Origin of the sequence: Mycolicibacterium smegmatis, assembly GCF_001457595.1 — a bacterium.
In the GTDB taxonomy this organism is placed as follows: Bacteria; Actinomycetota; Actinomycetes; order Mycobacteriales; family Mycobacteriaceae; genus Mycobacterium; species Mycobacterium smegmatis.
Genome location: NZ_LN831039.1, coordinates 5,725,810 through 5,742,008, shown reverse-complemented (window position 1 = coordinate 5,742,008; position 16,199 = coordinate 5,725,810). Strand labels below are relative to the sequence as shown.

Sequence of the window (16,199 nt, the reverse complement as noted above, 5' to 3'; positions counted from 1 at the left end):
AAGGTTAGCCGACGCGTCGACGAGTTCCGGTTGCCGAAAGTGGGTTGGCTTGACCATAATTGGCACTCGTCGGATGAGAGTGCTAACGCGGCCGCGCAATTGAGTGAGTAGGAGGTTGACAGCGTGAGCGGCAACGATATCCTCGCCCCGGCCGATGTGGACGATCCGCTGCGGATCGTGCTCGTCGCGCCGCCCTACTTCGACATTCCCCCCAAGGGCTACGGCGGCACCGAAGCCGTCGTCGCGGATCTCGCCGATACGCTGACCGCCCGCGGCCACCACGTGACGGTGTTGGGTGCAGGAGCACCGGGGACTGCTGCGCGCTTCCAACCCCTGTGGGAGCGCACACTTCCCGATCGTCTGGGCCAGCCGTACCCGGAGATCATGCACGCGCTCAAGGTGCGTAAGGCCATCGAGCGCATCGCCGCCACCGAAGGCGTCGACATCGTGCACGATCACACGTTCGCAGGCCCGCTCAACGCTCCGTTCTACCGCAAGCTCGGGTTGCCCACTGTGGTCACGGTGCACGGCCCGATCGACGAGGACCTGTACCCCTATTACCGCGAACTCGGCGACGACATCGGCCTGATCGCGATCAGCGACCGCCAGCGTGAGCTCGCTCCCGACCTGAATTGGGTTGGCCGCGTGCACAATGCGCTGCGTATCGACGACTGGCCGTTCAACACCGTGAAGAAGGACTATGCGCTGTTCCTCGGCCGGTACGCGCCGTACAAGGGTGCGCACCTCGCGCTGGAGGCCGGGCACGCCGCAGGCATGCCGCTGGTCCTGGCAGGCAAGTGCAGTGAACCGCCCGAGATCGCGTACTTCGACGAGCAGGTGAAACCGCTGCTCACCGACAGCGATCACGTGTTCGGCATGGCCGACGCGCAGGCCAAGCGCAAGCTGCTCGCCGAGGCCCGCTGCCTGGTCTTCCCGATCCAGTGGGAAGAGCCGTTCGGCATGGTGATGATCGAGGCCATGGCCTGCGGTACACCGGTGGTCGCGCTGCGTGGCGGCGCGGTGCCCGAGGTGATCGTCGACGGTGTCACGGGCGTGATCTGCGATGTGCCCGAGGAACTTCCGGCGGCGATGGAAAAGGCCACGCATCTCGACCCCGCCGCGTGCCGCAGGCACGTCGCGGCGCACTTCGGGGTCGGCCGGTTCGGCGCGGGATACGAGCAGATCTACCGCAACGTGCTGCGTCAGCGCACGCGGATGACGTTGCGCGAGGTGCTGACCGAGCCACCCGGTGTGGCCGAGCGGGCGAGCGCATGACCGTGACGCCGACCATTCTCAATGGTGGCGAGCCCGCCAGCATCGGATTCGGCGGTGGCACAGTGACACTCGTGGAAGGTGCCACCTTCTGCCTGTCCGACCGCCACGGCGACGTGCTGGCGGGCCGGTCGCACGGCCTGTTCTTCCGCGATGCGCGCGTGCTGTCGCGGTGGCAGTTGCACGTCGACGGCGGTGAACCCGAGTCGCTGACCGTGCAGACCCCGGAAGCCTTTGCCGCGCAGTTCATCATGCGCCGCACACCGCGTGCCGGGGTTGCCGACAGCACACTGCTGCTGGTGCGTGACCGCCTGATCGCCGACGGGTTGCGCGAGACCATATCGCTGTACAACCTGGCCGACGAGCCCACCGTGGTGTCTCTAGAGCTGCTCGTCGACGCCGATTTCGCGGACCTGTTCGCCGTCAAGGAGGGCCGCGCGCCCATCGGGGGCGCCGAGATATCGCTCGTCGACAACGAGCTGGTGCTCAACGACCGGTCGAATCGCGTTCGCGGCGTGAAGATCACGGCGTCCGGTTCGCCGGTGGTCACGCCGGGGGTGTTCCGGTGGCGCGTCGTGGTGCCGCCGCGCGGCACGTGGCAGGCCGAGGTGGTCGCGGAGCCGACATGGGCCAACCAGAGCGTGAAGACCCGGTTCCGCACGGGTGAGGAACTGGAGGCCAGCGCACCGGCCCGCAAGATCGAGGCCTGGCGGGGCACCACCACCACGGTCGAGACCGATCTGCGGGCGCTGGCCGCGACACTGCAGCGCAGCGAGAGCGATCTGGGTGCGCTGCTGATCCGCGACGAGACCGACGAGCGTCCGTACGTCGCGGCGGGCGCACCGTGGTTCATGACGCTGTTCGGCCGCGACAGTCTGTTGACGGCGTGGATGTCGCTGCCGCTGGACGTCGGGCTCTCGGTGGGCACGCTGCAGCGCCTGGCCGACTCGCAGGGGCGCCGCGTGGATCCGCTGACCGAGGAGCAGCCGGGGCGGATCATGCACGAGATCCGCCGCGGCCCGGCGAGCACCGACGTGCTGGGCGGCTCGGTCTACTACGGGTCGGCCGATTCGACGCCATTGTTCGTGATGCTGCTGGCCGAATGCTGGCGGTGGGGCGCCGACGAGGGCGCGGTACGGGCACTGCTGCCCGCGGCCGACGCCGCGTTGAGTTGGGCGGCCCGCTACGGCGACCGCGACGACGACGGGTTCATCGAGTACAAGCGCGCGACCGACCGCGGCCTGCTCAACCAGGGCTGGAAGGACAGCTTCGACGCGATCACCGACGCGGCGGGCCACCGCGCCGACGCGCCGATCGCGCTGTGCGAGGTGCAGGCCTACCAGTACGCGGCACTGCGGGCCCGGGCGGAGTTGGCCGACGCGTTCGGCGAACCCGCGACCGCCAAGCGCATGCGCGACCGGGCCGCGACGCTGAAGAAGCGCTTCGCCGAGAAGTTCTGGTTGCCCGACCGCGGCTACTACGCGCTCGCCCTGGACGGCGACAAGCGCCCGGTCGACTCGTTGACCAGCAATGTCGGGCACTGCCTGTGGGCGGGTATCGCGACCGACGAACACGCCGCGCGGATCGTCGAGAAGCTGGGCACCTCCGAGATGGACTCGGGCTTCGGGCTGCGCACGCTGGCCGCCGACATGGGCGCCTACAACCCGATGAGCTATCACAACGGCTCGGTGTGGCCGCACGACACGGCCATCGCGGTCGCGGGGCTGCTGCGCTACCGCCACGTGCCGGGTGCCGTCGAACTCGCCGAACGGCTCGCGCTCGGCCTGCTCGACGCGGCCGACGCGTTCGGCGGCCGGCTGCCCGAGCTGTTCTGCGGGTTCCACCGGTCGCAGTTCGCCTCGCCGGTGCCGTACCCGACGTCGTGTTCGCCGCAGGCATGGGCCAGCGCGGCGCCGCTGCTGCTGGTGCGCGCCTTCCTCGGTCTCGAGCCCGACGTCCCGCACCGCAAGCTCACCGTGCGCCCGCACCTGCCCGCCGCCTGGGGTCGCGTGGCGTTGACCGATCTGCGGCTCGGCTCGGCCACGGTGGCGGTCGAGGCGGAGGGGACGGTGGCAAAGGTCACGGGCCTGCCCGGCGACTGGCAGCTGAGCACCGCCGAGAGCTGAACAGCACCCATGGTTAGGCTGGCGACATGATTGGTGTCACCCGAGACGGCAATGTCCTGACCCTGGAGCTCCAACGTCCCGAGCGGCGCAACGCGCTGAACTGCGAACTCGTCGACAGCCTGCGTGAGGCGGTCGAGAACGCCGCGTCCGAGGACATCCGCGCGATCGTGCTCACCGGCCAGGGGTCGGTGTTCAGCGCGGGCGCCGACCTGTCCGGTGACGCGTTCGCCGCCGAACTGCCCGACAAGGCGACGGCGCTGAACCTCGCGATCGACAAGGCCCCGGTGCCGGTGATCGGCGCGATCAACGGGCCCGCGATCGGCGCGGGCGTGATCCTCGCGATGATCTGCGATCTGCGGGTCGTGGTGCCGGAGGCGTACTTCCAGTTTCCGGTCGCGAAATACGGGCTGGCGCTGGACAACTGGAGCATCCGCCGGTTGACGTCGCTGGTGGGTTACGGCCGCGCGCGGGGCATGCTGTTGGCCGCGGAGAAGCTCGACGCCGAGACCGCGCTGCAGACGGGCATGGCCAACCGCATCGGCACCCTGGCCGACGCGCAGAAGTGGGCGGCCGAGATCGCGGGGTTCGCACCGCTGGCACTGCAGCACGCCAAGCGTGTCCTCAATGACGACGGCGCCTACGAAGAGCCGTGGCCCGCGCACAAGGAGTTGTTCGACCGGGCCTGGAAGTCACCTGACGTGATCGAGGCCCAGGTGGCGCGCATCGAGAAGCGTCCGCCCAGGTTCACCGGGGCCTGACGTGTTGCGCGCGGCGCTGCGGTTGACGACGCGTTCGGCCGGCCTGCTGGCCGGCGGCTGGCTCTTGGGGGCGCTGCGCGGTACGTACGCGTCGGTGGGCGCCCAGCCCCGCGACATCAAGCCGGTGGCGACGCGGTCGCCGCAGTTCGACGGCAAGGTCTTCGTCAACATCGAGCCCGCGTCGCCCGGTATCAACCTGGACCGCGAAGAGCGGCGCCGGCTGTTCGCCGAGATGTTCGGCTCGAAGGGCGCGAGCTGGCCGCCGGGGGAGATCCCGCTCGCCGAACCCACCGAGGCAGAGACCGCCGAGGCCAAGCCGTGCGCGGTGTCCTGGTACGGCCATTCCTCGGCCCTGATCGAGGTCGACGGCTACCGCGTGCTCACCGATCCGATCTGGAGTGACCGCTGCTCGCCGTCGCGCGTGGTCGGTCCGCGCCGCCTGCACGCGCCGCCGGTGCCGTTGGAGGCGCTGCCCGCGGTCGACGCGGTCGTGATCAGCCACGACCACTACGACCATCTCGACATCGACACCGTCCGGGGCCTGGCACGCACGCAGCGTGCGCCGTTCCTCGTGCCGCTGGGTATCGGTGCGCATCTGCGCAAGTGGGGCATCCCGGAGGCCCGCATCGTCGAACTCGACTGGAACGAGAGTCACCGCATCGGCGATCTGACCATCGTGTGCACACCCGCGCGGCACTTCTCCGGGCGGTTCCTGCAGCGCAACACGACGCTGTGGGCGTCGTGGGTGGTGATCGGGCCCGGCCACCGCGCGTTCTTCGGCGGCGATACCGGCTACACCAAGAGCTTCTCCGAAATCGGTTCCGAGCACGGGCCTTTCGACCTGACGCTGCTGCCGGTCGGTGCCTACAACCCCGGGTGGCCCGACATCCACATGAACCCCGAGGAGTCGGTGCGGGCGCACCTGGACATGACCGAGTCCGGGTTGCTGGTGCCCATCCACTGGGCGACGTTCCGGTTGGCGCCGCACCCGTGGGCCGAGCCGGTACGACGGTTGCTCGCCGCGGCCGATCCGGCCGGGGTGCAGGTCGCGGTGCCCAAACCAGGGCAGCGTGTCGACGGCGGCTCGCCGGTGCTCGACCCGTGGTGGCAGTTGTAACCCATTGCACCGACTTTGCGCCTGTTTGCAGGCATACTGCCGTGTTGTGTACAGCATGCGCAGGTCGGTGTTCGCCAGAGCCGTGGGTTCGGCGTTGGTCGTGGGTCTCGCAGTGAGCGGCTGCGCCGGCGGCGACGACACCGCCGACGCGCAGCGCTCCGCGCAACCGTCGCAGACGTTTGCCGACGAGCCGCCACCCCTCGTCCCGGCGATGGCGCTGCCCGAGAACGCGGTCGAGAACGCCGTGGCCAAACTCGACGGCATCGCCGAGGATCTCATGCGCAGCTCGGGGATCCCCGGCATGGCCGTGGCGGTGGTGCACGGCGGGAAGACCGTGTACGCCAAGGGATTCGGTGTACGTGACGTGCGCAACGGCGATGTCGAGTCCAACCGCGTCGACCCCGATACGGTGTTCCAGCTCGCGTCGCTGTCCAAGCCCATCGCGGCCACCGTCGTCGCACATCAGGTCGGCACCGGCGCGATCGGCTGGGACACCCCGGTGGTCGAGCATCTGCCGTGGTTCGCGCTCTCGGACCCGGTGACCACCAGGATGGTCACGGTCGGCGACCTGTTCGCGCACCGCTCGGGTCTGCCCGATCACGCGGGCGATCAGCTGGAGGACCTGGGCTACGACCGGCGCTACATCCTCGAGCACCTGCGGGCGCTGCCGCTGGATCCGTTCCGGATCTCCTACGCGTACACCAACTTCGGGCTCACCGCGGCTGCCGAGGCCGTGGCTGCCGCCGCGGGCCGCAGCTGGGAGGACCTCGCGCGCGACGTGCTCTACCGCCCGCTCGGAATGAACTCGACCAGTTCGCGTTTCGCCGACTACGAGGCCACGCAGAACCGCGCCGTGGGACACATCCGCGTCGACGGCCGTTACGAACCGCAGTATGTGCGCAACGCCGACGCGCAGACACCCGCCGGGGGTGTGAGCGCGTCGGTCGACGACATGACCCGCTGGCTCGCGATGGTGTTGGGCGACGGCGTGTTCGAGGGCGAGCGCATCGTCGAGGAGTCCACGCTGTTGCCCGCGATCACACCGCAGGTGGTGTCGGACCGTGCGTCACAGCCGGCGATGCGTTCGGGCTTCTACGGCTACGGCTTCAACGTCGGCACCACGTCGGCCGCGCGTACGCAGCTGAGCCACTCGGGCGCCTTCGAACTCGGCGCGGCCACCAACTTCGTGATCCTGCCGTCGGCCGACGTCGGGATCGTCGCGCTCACCAACGGGACACCCGCGGGCATCCCGGAGACCCTCACCGCGGAGTTCGCCGACCTCGTGCAGTTCGGCGAGGTCAGACAGGACTGGCGCAAGCTCTACGCCGACGCGTTCGCGTCGATGGACGGTCCCGAGGGCGAACTGGTGGGCAAGAAACCGCCGGCCGTGCCGGCCCCGGCCAGACCGCTTCCGGACTATGTGGGCGTGTACCGCAACGACTACTGGGGCCCGGCGACGGTCACCGAGCAGGACGGTGCGCTGCAACTCGCGCTCGGCCCGAAGTTCAAGGCTCGGCTCACGCACTGGGACGGCGATGTGTTCACGTTCCGTTTCGTCAGCGAGAACGCGCCGCCTGGCACCATTTCCAAGGCGACCTTCGCCGGTGACAAGCTGACACTGGAGTACTTCGACGAGGACGGGACGGGGACGTTCACCAGATGACGGTTTTCACCAAATGACGACGATGGCTGCCGCCGGCCTCACCGATGCCGAGGTCGCACAGCGGATCGCCGAGGGCAAGACAAACGACGTCCCGACCCGCGCCGCGCGCACGGTGTCCGAGATCGTGCGTGCCAACGTGTTCACGCGCATCAACGCGATCCTCGGTGTGCTGTTCGTCATCGTGCTGTCGACCGGTTCGGTGATCAACGGCGCGTTCGGGTTGCTCATCATCGCCAACAGCGCGATCGGCATCATCCAGGAGATCCGCGCCAAGCAGACGCTGGACAAGCTCGCGATCGTGGGGCAGGCCAAGCCCACGGTGCGCAGGCAGTCGGGGACCAGGGCCGTGCTGCCCAGCGAGGTCGTGCTCGACGACATCATCGAGTTGGGTCCCGGCGATCAGATCGTGGTGGACGGCGAGGTGGTCGAGGAGACCAACCTCGAGGTCGACGAGTCGCTGCTCACCGGCGAGGCCGATCCCATCGCCAAGGACGCGGGCGATCCCGTCATGTCCGGCAGCTTCGTCGTCGCGGGCAGCGGTGCGTACCGCGCCACCAAGGTGGGCCGCGAGGCGTACGCGGCCAAGCTCGCCGAGGAGGCCTCCAAGTTCACGCTGGTGAAATCCGAACTGCGCAACGGCATCAACAAGATCCTGCAGTTCATCACCTACCTGCTGGTGCCCGCGGGCCTGCTGACCATCTACACGCAGTTGTTCACCACCGACGCCGGATGGCGCGAGGCCGTGCTGCGCATGGTCGGGGCGCTGGTGCCGATGGTGCCCGAGGGCCTGGTGCTCATGACGTCGATCGCGTTCGCGGTCGGCGTGGTGCGGCTCGGGCGGCGTCAGTGTCTGGTCAACGAGTTGCCCGCGATCGAGGGCCTCGCACGCGTCGACGTGGTGTGCGCGGACAAGACCGGCACGCTCACCGAGAACGGCATGCGTGTCAGCGATCTCAAGTCCCTCACCGAGGGCCACGTCGCTGATGTGCTGGCCCAGTTGGCGTCCGACGACGCACGGCCCAACGCGAGCATGGCCGCCATCGCCGAGGCCTACCAGACGCCGCCGGGGTGGTCCGCGACCGCGACCGCGCCGTTCAAGTCGGCCACCAAATGGAGCGGCACGTCCTACGGCGAGCACGGCAACTGGGTGATCGGTGCGCCCGACGTGCTGCTCGACCCCGCGTCCCCGGTGGCCGAGGAGGCCGAACGCATCGGCGCACAGGGTCTGCGGGTGCTGTTGCTGGGATCGTCGGACCGCAGTGTCGATGCGCCCGACGCGCCGGGTGTGGTCACCCCCGCAGCGCTGGTGGTGCTCGAGCAGCGGATCCGGCCCGACGCGGGGGACACGCTCGACTACTTCGCGTCGCAACACGTCTCGGTCAAGGTCATCTCGGGTGACAACGCGGTGTCGGTGGGCGCGGTGGCCGGCAAACTCGGCCTGCACGGCGAGACCATGGACGCCAGGCGTCTGCCCGAACAGCCCGAGGAACTCGCCGAGACGCTGGAGGAGTGCACCACATTCGGGCGGGTGCGCCCCGATCAGAAGCGTGCCATGGTGCATGCCCTGCAGTCGCGCGGGCACACGGTCGCGATGACCGGAGACGGCGTCAACGACGTGCTGGCCCTCAAGGACGCCGACATCGGCGTCGCGATGGGCTCGGGTAGTTCCGCGTCACGCGCGGTCGCGCAGATCGTGCTGCTGGACAACAAGTTCGCGACGCTGCCGTACGTGGTGGGCGAGGGCAGGCGCGTGATCGGCAACATCGAGCGGGTCTCCAACCTGTTCCTCACCAAGACCGTGTACTCGGTGCTTCTGGCGATCCTGGTCGGCATCGGCGGCCTGTCGGCCGAGATCTTCGGCACGGATCCGCTGTTGTTCCCGTTCCAGCCGATCCACGTCACCATCGCGGCGTGGTTCACCATCGGCATCCCGGCGTTCATCCTGTCGCTCGCGCCCAACAACGAGCGCGCCAAGACGGGGTTCGTGCGTCGCGTGATGACGGCGGCGCTGCCGTCGGGCCTGGTGGTCGGCACCGCGACGTTCGTGTCCTATCTCGTGGCGTACCAGGGCCGTGAGGCCACGCCCGTCGAGCAGACGCAGGCGTCCACCGCGGCGCTCATCACGTTGCTGGCGTCGTCGCTGTGGGTGCTCGCGGTGGTGGCCCGGCCGTATCAGTGGTGGCGCGTTTTGCTGGTCGCGTGCTCGATGCTGGCGTACGTCCTGATCTTCTCGATCCCGCTGGCGCAGGAACTGTTCATGCTGGATCCCACCAATATGAAGGTCACATCGGTGGCCCTCGGTATCGGGCTGGCCGGGGCCGCGCTGATCGAGGTGCTGTGGTGGGTGCAGGGGCGCGTGCTGGGCGAGGAACGGCGCGTGTGGAGATAGCTGGTCGACGCGTTAGGCTGAGCCCATGGGATTCCTGGACAAGGCCAAAGACCTCTTGTCGCAGAACGCCGACAAGGTGGACACCGTCATTGACAAGGCCGGCGACATGATCGACGAGAAGACGCAGGGCAAGTACGCCCAGCACGTCGACAAGGCGCAGGACGCCGCGAAGAACGCCATCCGCAAAGACGACCCTCAAGAACCACAGCAGTAACACACGCACATGGCCAAACTTTCCGTCTCTGTCGAAGTTCCTTTGCCGCCGGAGCAGGCGTGGGAGTATGCCTCCGATCTGTCCCGGTACCACGAGTGGCTCAGCATTCACCGGGCCTGGCGCTCGAAGTTGCCCGAGACCCTGGAGAAGGGCACGGTGATCGAGTCGATCGTCGAGGTCAAGGGCATGCTCAACCGGGTCAGGTGGACGCTGGTCCACTACAAGCCCCCGCAGGCGCTCACACTCAACGGTGACGGCCGCGGTGGGGTCAAGGTCAAGCTGATCGGCAAGATCAAGCCCACCGACAACGGCGCGACGGTGGGCTTCGACCTGCACCTCGGCGGCCCGGCCCTGTTCGGGCCCATCGGCATGGTGGTGGCCGCGGCGCTCAAGAGCGACATCCAGGAGTCGCTCAACCGCTTCAAGCAGCTCTACGCCCCGTCCGCGACCTGAGAGATCAGCCTGTAACCCGCTCGCGGAGTTCACGCTTGAGCACCTTGCCGTAACTGTTCTTGGGCAGCGCATCGATGAACTCGTACCGCTTGGGGCGCTTGAACCGCGCGATGCGTTCCAGCAGGTGCGCGTCGAGTGCGGCCGCGTCCACCGGGGTCCCGTTGGTGACGACGAACGCCACCACGATCTCGCCCCACTCGGCATCGGGCGCGCCGACGACGCCGGCCTCGACCACGCCGGGGTGCTCGAGCAGGACCTCCTCGACCTCGCGGGGATAGATGTTGCTGCCGCCGCTGATCACGACGTCCTTGGACCGGTCGCGCAGTGTGAGGTGGCCACGCGCGTCGAACGAGCCCATGTCGCCGGTGTGCAGCCACCCGTCCTTGAGCGTGGCTGCGGTGGCCTCCGGGTTGTTCCAGTAACCGCTCATGACGACGTCACCGCGGCACACGATCTCGCCGATCTCGCCGATGTCGGCGGGCGTGCCGTCGGCGCGCAGCACCGCAACCTGGACACCCGAGCGGGGATACCCCACCGAGCCCAGCGTCGCGTCGTCGGCATCGAGGTGGTCGTCGCGGCGCAGGCCCGTGATGGTCATGGGCGCCTCGCCCTGCCCGTAGAGCTGCACGAAGATCTGCCCGTACGCCGCGAGCGCCTTCTTGAGGCTGTCGACGTACATCGGCCCGCCGCCGTAGACCACGGTCCGCAGATTCGCGGGCCTCGGCCGTCCGGTCTGGATGAGCCGCTGCACCATGGTCGGTGCCAGGAACGCGCTGCAACCGGGATGGTGATCGCACAGGTCCAGGAACTCGTCGGGTTCGAACGCGCCCGATTCCGGGATCACCTGGCGCGCACCGCGTAGCACGTACGGCGGGATGTACAGCCCCGACCCGTGGGACATCGGCGCGCCGTGCACCAGGCTGCAGAACTCGTCGGGCGCGTCGAAATCCGCCAGATGCGCCACCGTCATCGCCATGAGGTTGCGGTGGGAGAGCATGGCGCCCTTGGACTTACCGGTGGTGCCGCTCGTGTAGAACAGCCACGCGAGCTCGGCCGGATCGGTCAGCGGCGCCGGCACCGGCTCGGATTCGAACCGCTGCGTGTAGGCGTCGGTGCCGACGACCTCGACGGGAACGTCGGTGACCTCAAAAAGCCCGGGTGCGATCTTCGGTGACGCGAACACCAGCGCCGCACCGGAATCGGCGAGGATGTCGGCCATCTCCCGCGGGTGCAGCTTGTAGTTGATGGGCACGTACACACACTCGGCGGCCCACACCCCGAACATGATCTCGATGATCTCGGGCCGGTTCTCACTCGCCACCGCGACGCGTGTGCCGGGTTCGGTGAGCGTAGAACCCAGACGGGCCGCGCGGTCACGCAGTTGTGTCCACGTGTACAGCTCACGCTCACCACAGAACACCGCACCCCGGTCACCGTGGCGTGCCGCGGTCTGATCCAGCAGGCCGAAAAGGTTCACCGCGGAACCCAATCCGAGTTCAGTGCGTGGTCGGACAGGTACTTCGTCGAACTCCACCCGCCGTCGACGACGATGGTCTGCCCGTTGATGAAGCTGCCGCCCTCAGAACACAGGAACGCCACGGTGCTCGCGACGTCCTCGACGCGGCCGAGGCGCTGGTGCGGGGTCATCTCGGTGTTGATCTTTCGGAACCGGTCGTCTTCCAGTCGCGTCGCGACCATCGGGGTGAGGGTGACGCCGGGTGCGACGGCGTTGCAGCGGATTCCCTGTGCACCGTACTGGCATGCGATGTGGGTGGTGAGCGCGGTGAGTCCGCCCTTGGCGGCCGAGTAAGCGCCGCCGCGCAGACCGCCGACCACCGCGAACGTCGACGTCACGTTGATGATCGCCGAACCCGGCCCCATGTGCGGGATCACGTCGCGCGCCAGGCGGAACGGCGCGCGCAGCATGAGACCCAGGAAATAGTCGAGGGATTCGTCGTCGGTCTCGTGCAGGGGTTTGGGGCTGCCGACACCGGCGTTGTTGATCAGGAAGTCGACCTTGCCCCATCGCGTGACGGCGGCGTCGACGATGCGTTGCGGGGCGTCGTCATCGGTGAGGTCGAGCGCCAGGGTGGCCACCCGGTCCGGCGCGTCGATCGTCTGCGCGAGTTCGGCCAGACGCTCCTTGTCGCGGCCGACCCCGAGCACGGCCATACCGGCTTCGGCGAGCTTTGTGGCACAACCGAACCCGATACCGCTGCTGGCTCCCGTGATGATGGCTACCTGCATCTACTCCACCTTCGACAACTGTGTCCGGATCTGGTGTTTGAGCACCTTGCCCGCATCGTTCCTGGGCAGGGCGTCCCAGATCTCCACCTGCTCGGGGATCTTGAACTTGGCGACTCCGGCCTTGGTGAGCACCTCGGCCAATGCCGAGACGTCGGGTCGCGCACCGTCTTCGGTGACCACCACCGCGCACGCCCGCTCACCGGTGCGCTCATCGGGCAGACCCACCACGGCGATCTCGTTGATACCCAGCTCGCCGACCAGGATGTCCTCGATCTCCTTGGGTGAGATGTTCTCGCCGTTGCGGATGATGAGGTCCTTGGCGCGGCCGGTGACCGTGAGGTAGTCGCCGTCGACCCAGCGGCCGAGGTCCCCGGTGCGAAAGAAACCCTGCTCGTCGAATGCGTTGTCCTCGGCATGCAGATAACCCAGCAGCATCTGCGGCCCGCGCGCCCGGATCTCGCCGTCCACCAACCGGATCTCGGCGAGGCCGGGCCGGCCGTCGGTGCACGCGGCGTGCTCGACATCGCCGGGCTCGATCGATCCGACGGTGGTGACGGGCACCTCGGTGGACCCGTACACGCGGCTCACCACGGCCTTCTCGAAACAGGTCGACGCACGCCGGATGAGCGAAGGCGGCACCGACGCGCCGCCGCAGATGAACACCTTGAGATCGGGCAGGCGTGTGCCCGCGCGCTCGGCGGCATTGAGCAGTTGATCGAGAAACGGTGTCGCCCCGGCCATGTGGGTGCAGTGGTGTTCGGACATGAGCACCACACCGTCGTCGGCGTTCCACCGCTGCATCAGCACGGCTGTGGTCCCGAGCAACAGCGGGCATTCGAACGCGTAGATCGAGCCGCCGATGTGGGCGATGGGTGACGGCACCAGGAAGGTGTCGCCCGGATCGATCATCCAGTTCTCACGCAGCTGACAGATGAGCGCGTGGATCGAATTGTGGCTGTGCAAGACCCCTTTGGGGCGGCCGGTGGTGCCCGAGGTGTACATCATCATGCGCACGGAGTCGGGGTCGAGCGCAGGCAGATCGCCACCCGGGGCACCCAGTGCCGTGAACGCCGTGTGCGGTCCGGGCTCACCACGCACCACGACCACCTGCGGCGGTGTCGGCAGGTGCGCACACACCCGCTGCAGCATCGCGGCGTAGTCGTGCTGCCCGAACTCGCCGGGGATGAAGATCATGCGGCTTGCTGCGTCGTCGAGGATGAACCGCAGTTCGTGGTCGCGCAGCGACGGCAGGATCGGGTTGATCACCATACCGGCCAGCGTCGACGCGAGGTAGACGATCGCGGCCTCGTGCCAGTTGGGCAGCATGAACGACACCACGCTGCCCGCGGGCATCCGGGCCGCCATGTCGTGCGCGAGAGCCTTTGCCCGGCTGTGCAGTTCGGCGCACGTCAGCCGCACGTCTCCGTCGATCAGCAGCACCCGTTGCGGTGTGTCCCGCGCGGCCTCGGCGAGCGTATCGGCCAGCGTGGTCCGTACCCACAGCCCGCGTTCGTAGGCGTCCTCGGCGCGCATGTCAGCCCTTGACCCGGCGCATCGTCATGGAGTGCCGGTACCGGCCGGAGGGATGGGTGTTGACGGTCACCTGCGCGATCTCACCGTCGGATGTGGTGTAGGTGCGCTGCATCTGCAGCGCGGCGGTGCCGGGGGAGACCTTGAGCAGTTCGGCGAGATCGGTGTCCACCAGCACCGCGGTGATCTGTTGATGCACCTCGACGACGCTGACGCCGAACAGATCCTCGATCAGCGGGAAGATCGGACCGGTGTGGCGCTGCAACAACCGGCCGACCGCGGCGAATGACCGGTTGATGTAGTACTCGGTGCGGCACACCGGCGGCTTGTTGCCCTCGGCCTGCCGGTACCCCCGCACCGCGAGCCATTCCTCGTCGACCGGAAGGCCGGTGCGCTCGGCGAGTTCGTCGTCGATGGTGACCATGGCGTTGGAGTCGATCGTGAACTGCGCCCCGGTCGCGAACGCCAACAGATCGTTGATCGACATGACGTCCTGCGCATAGGAGTTGGTCGTGGGTCGGGGCACCACCGTGGTGCCTGCGCGCGGACGCGACTCCACCAGGTTGTCGTCGCGCAGGCGCCGCAGCGCCTCGCGGATGGTGTAGCGGCTGACCTCGAAACGCTCACACAGTTCGTGCTCGGTGGGCAGGTGCGAGCCCACGGGGTACACGCCGTCCACGATCTCCTTGCGCAGCGTGCGCGCCACCTGCAGGTAGCGGTGTTCGGCGGGGGAGACGGTCACCGTCGCCTACCTGCGTTGCAGCGCGAGCACGCTGCCGTCGCCGTCGGCCGAGATGTACAGCGTCCCATCGGGGCCCGCGGCGATCCCGGCGAACGGGCCCTGCGGCCCGGAGAACGGCGGCATGCCCTTGAGCGGTTTGGGCACCACACCGGGCGGCGGGCCGACGGGCAGTCCGGACGCGATGGTGGTGCGTACGCCGGTGGTCAGGTCGACGCTGATCAGGTCCTTGCTGCCCGCGTCGACGAGGTACAACGCACCGTCGCGCACGAGAAGTCCCTGCGGCGTGTGCAACCCGTCCACCAGAGGTTCCACGCCCGTGCCGGTGACACGCAGGACGGCACCCGCGACCGACACCAGCGGTGCGCCGTCCGGCCCGATCGCCACGCCCACCGGGGTGTCGAGACCGTCGGCGAGTAGGTCGACGGATCCCGGTCGCACCGCGAGCAGTCGCCCGGCGCCCTGCTCGACGACCACCACAGTCCCGTCCGGCGCGAGTGCGACGCCGTACGGTTGGTCGACACCGGCCGCGAGCGGCTCGCTCTCGTCGGATCCCGGACGGTAGCGCGCGACGGTGTCGGCGGCCGTGGTGACGATGAATTCGCCCGCACCGCCTGCGATCACGCCACGCAGGAAGCCCGGGTAGCCCGGTGAGAACAGCATGCCGACGGTGTCGAGCGATCCGTCGGGCCCGACACGGTAGAAGTACGTGCCGTCGGCGACGTAGACCGCACCGTCGGCGCCGACCGTGAGGTCCAGCGGCCAGTTGAGTCCACCGCCGAGGAAATCCCGCGTCGTACCGTCGCCCATGATCTCGGTGATGGCGCCGGTGAAGTTGGAGACGAACAGGCGCCCGTCGGCGAACGTGAGGTTGTCCAGGCCGGGTGTGAGCTGTGCCAGCACGGTCTGCTCACCGCTGCGTGGATCGATGCGCAGCACCTGGCCACTGGCGACCTGCGTGGAGACAAGGTGTCCGTCGGCGCCGAACTTCACCGCGTCGGGCACGCCCAGACCCGTGGCCACCACCTCAGGGGTGCCGCCGTCGGGGTGGATGCGCCAGATCTCGTTGGCGCCCATCACCGGGAAGTAGAGCAGCCCGTCGGGGCCGACCTCCATGGCGTTGGGTGACGGCACGTTCTCCAGCAGCACACGGGGTGGTCCGCCGGCCAGGTCGAACTCGAGAAGCCGTCCGCCTTCGCGGCATTCGCCGATGAACAGCCTGCCCTCGTGGAACGTGATGCCGTTGGCCGACGGCACGTCGTCGCGCAGCACCCGCGTGGTGCCGTTCGGTTCGCGGACACTCACCCGGCCGTCCATGACCTCGGTGGCGTACAGGTTGCCGCGGATGTCGAACGCGACGTCGTCGGGCGCGATGATGTCGCCACCCCTGGCGGCCACGGTCTGCAGCTCGCCGGTGACGATGTCGAGGGCGCTGATCTGGCTGCCGGTCACCTGGGCGACGTAGACCCGGCCGTCCGGACCCGTGCGCAGGCCGTTCGCCCCGAACAGGCGGCTCGGCGCCGTGACCTGCCGCAGATGCCAGCCCTCGGCCACCGAGGGATTCGCGGTGTAGCGGGCAGGCGCGGCGTTTCCGAGGGAGATCGGCGAAGTCACAGTGTCGGACGTTAGCAACTGCATGTGGTCCAGACAATAGATCGAAAGTATCCGTAGACGCCCTTGACGGCCGAATA

At 68.5% G+C, this 16,199-nt stretch carries 13 protein-coding genes; 8 read left to right on the top strand and 5 right to left on the bottom strand.

Features of this window, described 5'->3' with window-relative positions:
- The first annotated feature begins 123 nt into the window (after positions 1-123).
- The 8 genes from AT701_RS27615 to AT701_RS27580 are packed head-to-tail and all read left to right on the top strand — an operon-like array spanning position 124 to position 9,992.
- Positions 124-1,275, top strand: a complete 1,152-nt coding sequence (locus tag AT701_RS27615) for a glycosyltransferase family 4 protein (RefSeq protein WP_011730678.1) — start codon at positions 124-126, stop codon at positions 1,273-1,275.
- A complete protein-coding gene (locus AT701_RS27610) occupies positions 1,272-3,398 on the top strand; it encodes an amylo-alpha-1,6-glucosidase (protein ID WP_058126985.1) in 2,127 nt (708 codons plus the stop codon). Before AT701_RS27615 ends, AT701_RS27610 begins: the two co-directional genes overlap by 4 nt.
- 26 nt (positions 3,399-3,424) lie before the next feature.
- Positions 3,425-4,156 (top strand): enoyl-CoA hydratase, encoded by a 732-nt coding sequence (locus AT701_RS27605; protein ID WP_003897046.1) that lies wholly within the window; start codon positions 3,425-3,427, stop codon positions 4,154-4,156.
- A 1-nt stretch (position 4,157) separates the two neighbouring features.
- Positions 4,158-5,273, top strand: a complete 1,116-nt coding sequence (locus AT701_RS27600) for an MBL fold metallo-hydrolase (protein WP_003897045.1) — start codon at positions 4,158-4,160, stop codon at positions 5,271-5,273.
- A 55-nt stretch (positions 5,274-5,328) separates the two neighbouring features.
- Positions 5,329-6,936: a serine hydrolase gene (locus AT701_RS27595; protein ID WP_162267879.1), complete on the top strand. Its 1,608-nt coding sequence runs from the start codon at positions 5,329-5,331 to the stop codon at positions 6,934-6,936.
- Positions 6,937-6,949: 13 nt separating this feature from the next.
- On the top strand, positions 6,950-9,325 hold the full coding sequence (locus tag AT701_RS27590) for a cation-translocating P-type ATPase (RefSeq protein WP_058126983.1): 2,376 nt from the start codon (positions 6,950-6,952) through the stop codon (positions 9,323-9,325).
- Positions 9,326-9,350: 25 nt separating this feature from the next.
- A complete protein-coding gene (locus AT701_RS27585; RefSeq protein WP_003897042.1) occupies positions 9,351-9,539 on the top strand; it encodes an antitoxin in 189 nt (62 codons plus the stop codon).
- Between the two features lie 9 nt (positions 9,540-9,548).
- Positions 9,549-9,992, top strand: a complete 444-nt coding sequence (locus AT701_RS27580) for a type II toxin-antitoxin system Rv0910 family toxin (protein WP_011730672.1) — start codon at positions 9,549-9,551, stop codon at positions 9,990-9,992.
- 4 nt (positions 9,993-9,996) lie between these two features.
- On the opposite strand, the gene AT701_RS27575 is transcribed toward AT701_RS27580, so the two are convergent.
- From AT701_RS27575 to AT701_RS27555, 5 genes are read right to left on the bottom strand one after another with little or no spacing between them, the layout of a single operon-like run.
- Positions 9,997-11,469, bottom strand: coding sequence for an acyl-CoA synthetase (locus AT701_RS27575; protein WP_058127741.1), 1,473 nt, complete (start codon positions 11,467-11,469; stop codon positions 9,997-9,999).
- Positions 11,466-12,239, bottom strand: coding sequence for an SDR family NAD(P)-dependent oxidoreductase (locus AT701_RS27570; RefSeq protein WP_011730670.1), 774 nt, complete (start codon positions 12,237-12,239; stop codon positions 11,466-11,468). The genes AT701_RS27575 and AT701_RS27570 overlap by 4 nt, the downstream gene beginning before the upstream one ends.
- Positions 12,240-13,772, bottom strand: a complete 1,533-nt coding sequence (locus tag AT701_RS27565) for a cyclohexanecarboxylate-CoA ligase (RefSeq protein WP_058126982.1) — start codon at positions 13,770-13,772, stop codon at positions 12,240-12,242.
- Position 13,773: 1 nt separating this feature from the next.
- The gene (locus tag AT701_RS27560; protein WP_011730668.1) at positions 13,774-14,511 is read right to left on the bottom strand and encodes a GntR family transcriptional regulator; all 738 of its coding nucleotides are present in this window, start codon (positions 14,509-14,511) and stop codon (positions 13,774-13,776) included.
- Between the two features lie 6 nt (positions 14,512-14,517).
- Positions 14,518-16,146, bottom strand: a complete 1,629-nt coding sequence (locus AT701_RS27555) for an SMP-30/gluconolactonase/LRE family protein (RefSeq protein ID WP_413232165.1) — start codon at positions 16,144-16,146, stop codon at positions 14,518-14,520.
- Positions 16,147-16,199: the final 53 nt, after the last annotated feature.